Annotated in this window: 4 protein-coding genes; all 4 read left to right on the top strand. The window is 47.4% G+C overall.

Features of this window, described 5'->3' with window-relative positions:
• The first annotated feature begins 210 nt into the window (after positions 1–210).
• Positions 211–1998 carry a VirB4 family type IV secretion system protein gene (locus tag ACP5N5_RS06405; protein ID WP_052290764.1) on the top strand — a complete coding sequence of 596 codons (1788 nt, stop codon included), beginning with the start codon at positions 211–213 and terminating at the stop codon, positions 1996–1998.
• 5 nt (positions 1999–2003) lie between these two features.
• A complete protein-coding gene (locus tag ACP5N5_RS06400; RefSeq protein WP_042667524.1) occupies positions 2004–2333 on the top strand; it encodes a hypothetical protein in 330 nt (109 codons plus the stop codon).
• Positions 2334–2528: 195 nt separating this feature from the next.
• On the top strand, positions 2529–2990 hold the full coding sequence (locus ACP5N5_RS06395) for a hypothetical protein (RefSeq protein WP_428134166.1): 462 nt from the start codon (positions 2529–2531) through the stop codon (positions 2988–2990).
• Entirely contained in the window at positions 2960–3121 is a 162-nt protein-coding gene (locus ACP5N5_RS06390) for a hypothetical protein (RefSeq protein WP_428134163.1), read from the top strand. Before ACP5N5_RS06395 ends, ACP5N5_RS06390 begins: the two co-directional genes overlap by 31 nt.
• The last annotated feature ends 131 nt before the right edge of the window (positions 3122–3252 follow it).

The following is a 3252-nucleotide window of genomic DNA, read 5'->3' as shown; positions in this document are numbered from 1 at the left end:
CAGTAGAGCCAGCTGAGCACCCTTGAGACGGCTTCACCTATGCCGGGCGGTGGCTCAGGGGTCACTGTTATTGGTAGGGAGTAGAGTAATTGATACACGAGATCCATTATCCCACCCATACTACGTGTCGTAGACGAGTTAAATAAGGAGCATACCGTGTAGGGCCCTGATTATTTGACTCCCTCCTACAGTATAGGTGTGGTGCCCGGAATGTATAACCATGTATGGTGGAGGCTCACAGGCGTGTCATTCTTCAACCTCACCGATGCTGAGAGAGACCTGGTTCTCGAGGAATGGAGTTCAATGATGTCCGTGATAAAGGAGGGAGTGCTACTAGCCAGGAGGATCACTGAGGAATACAGGTATGGAGCCTACTCTATAGATACAGCACAATACAAGTACTATGCATTAGCCCCACCCGGAGTAAACCTCTCATTCTTCAATGCCTCGAGAGAGGAGCCTAAGAGGCCGAGAGCAGTTAGGTTGATGAATCCTAGGACACTCTCACTCGAGGATGGCAGGATGGCCAGAGTATATGTTGTCTACAGGTATCCATTGAAGCTACCGGAGGGTTTCACATACATGCTCCTCTCCTCTAGTGATGAAGCTGTATTAGTCTTTAAACGGATCCCGCGTTCCAGGGCCATCCATATAGCTGACTCGGTGAGGAAGAGAAGGCTAGGTATACTGGGGGCTAGGGAGGAAGCCAGTGTAGAGCTCGCAGGGGAACTAGCTTCGAGGATAATCAGGGGCGCAGACCTCTATGAGTTCCACTTACTCCTCACTATGATAGCACGGGATTACAAGACACTAGAGGATAAGGCTGGAGAGTTAAGAGACTTATTGAAGACGCATGGCCTGGAGGCTGAGGCCCCCTACATGCAGCTGGATCTATACTACTTTAAGACGAGTGGACTACTCGCCGGGCTCGAGAAGAAATATACGGATACCTACTCCATTAAACCATTCTTCTTCCTAGTGGACGAGGAGGTGAGGGATGAGCGGGGCGTATTCCTCGGGGTCTCAAGCTCTGGATGTCCCGTAATCCTGGATCTCTGGAGCAAACCTAACCTCAACTTCGTTGTGCTAGGGGTCTCGGGAGCCGGTAAATCAATGACTATCAAAATATACTTGAAGAGGCTTAGGGAGCTTGACAAGGGTGTAGTTTACTTTGGTGTCGACCCAGAGTCAGAGTATACGAGGGCTTCAAGGGTATTTGATGCAACACCAGTGGAGATCACTGAGGGCGAGGAGCTGGGTTTAGATCCCATTAGACTACTTAAAGAAGGATTCCTAGAACTAGGCCAAGTAGCCGACGTGCTTTCAGAGCTCTACGCTATACCCCCGAGGCTACAAGGTGTTCTAAGGAGGGAATTATTCGTTAAGAGTGATAGAGTGGTTGACTTAGAGAGCTTTATAGAAGTCATCGGCGACAAGGAGTTAAAGGGCTTCCTCAAGGGAGCATTAGCACCACCCGATATCCATGTGTACAGGGGGAGGCTCCCAGAGCTAAGGGGGTCGACTATATTCGGGTTGAAGAATATTAGATCTAGGCGCTTGAAAGCGCTTATAAGCTCGCTTATCAGTGTATATACGTACAATAAGCTACTCTCTAAAACAGGAAGATCGGTTTTCTTCATTGATGAAGCATGGTTGTTCCTCGAAACCCCATCTCTCATGGGGCTACTGGAGAACATCGCTAGAAGGGGAAGGAAGCATGGAGTTGCATTCATCTATATAACCCAGAGAGCAGAGGATCTCGCTAGAACCCCGCAGGGCAGGAGTATCCTGGAGCAATCAGCCACTGTACTAGTGTTAAGGCAGGAGCAGGAGGGGAGGAATATATTAAGGGAGATATATGGCTTGAGCGATGCGGAGGTAAACACCATTATAAACGCTCCACCAGGCTACGGCTTGCTGAAGACAGGTGGTAAGAGACTATTTATACAGGTGCTTGCAACTAGTGAGGAACTCGGGTTATTCTCCACGAGTAGGTGAGTAGGATGGAGGCGAGGCTTCATGACTTCATATACCTTGAGGAGGCATCGGTGCTTGATGAAAAGCTGATCGGCCCCTTGAAGCTGAGGAACACGGTGACCCTGATCCCAGGCATACTCATGCTACACGCGTGGCTTACAAGCGGTTCCCTAGGCGCGCTTGCAACCGGCTTGTTAATGATGTCTATGACAATAGCTAGTATAGTATACTCTGGGAAGACAATGACCCTAGAGAACATGTTGACGGCTTACATCTACTCTTTAATATCCATTTACCGGTGGAATTGGTTAAGCCATAGGGGATCAACGTCAACGGCTCCCCGCACTAAAGGATGAGGCTTCGCCTCTACTAGGGCTTTCCATGAACTTGTAGAGCCCTAGGGTTTATAGTTTGTTGCCAACTGATTCCTGGACCTGGGTTGCCATAGTATATTGTTTACGAACTTAAATGCGTCAATATATATTAATATATATTTCACGGTCAAAATATTTAAAAAGATTCGAAAAATATAGATCTTATGGGTCGGGAATATGGGTATAAATATCGAGCAGGCTTTGAACACGTATCCCGACATCCAGGGAGACTTGGAGGAGCTCACTGTACTGGTGAAAGGATACCTTGCACAGCTAATTAATGCCGGGTCCCTCGGGGAGCTCGGTGTAGAGGATGTATACATTAATGAACCCGGCTCCATAACAGTAATCGCCTTAAACCATAAGCCAGCTAGACACGGCGAGCTCAGGATTCCATTAATCTCAAGGAAGCCACACGACTTACCCGGCAAGTACACCATCACCCGTGTAGAATATACAGGTAAACCAGTAGTAGGGAGAAGTGATGGTGAAAGAGTGATTGTATACAGGGTTAGACTAAGAGATACAGTTATCCAGGAGTATATAGCGAACAAGTCGAACCCGGAGTCCCTGCTGCTACTCATATATACTATAATAGATGAAATACTATGGACACTGAAATACTTCTCGAGTCATTGAATTATGAGTTGAATTCACCACACTTGAGGGCAGCATTTATATATGCTTTAACACTAGCCGGGTTAGCATCGCTAAGGAGAGCTGAGACGCCGGGCATCATCATAAACTCGCCTTCAGGCTCAGCTCCCTAGAGAGTTTTTCACGTACACAACAGTCTTCTCAGGGGACTAGTAGAAATTAGAATAATAAAGGATACTACTGTTTCTTCCTAGGTGTTCGCTCTAATTATACTATGTTCATGGTTTCACCTAGGGGGACTCCA

It is taken from the genome of Desulfurococcus sp. (assembly GCF_049970475.1).
Taxonomy (GTDB): Archaea; Thermoproteota; Thermoprotei_A; order Sulfolobales; family Desulfurococcaceae; genus Desulfurococcus; species Desulfurococcus amylolyticus.
This window is presented reverse-complemented; position numbering and strand designations above follow the sequence as displayed.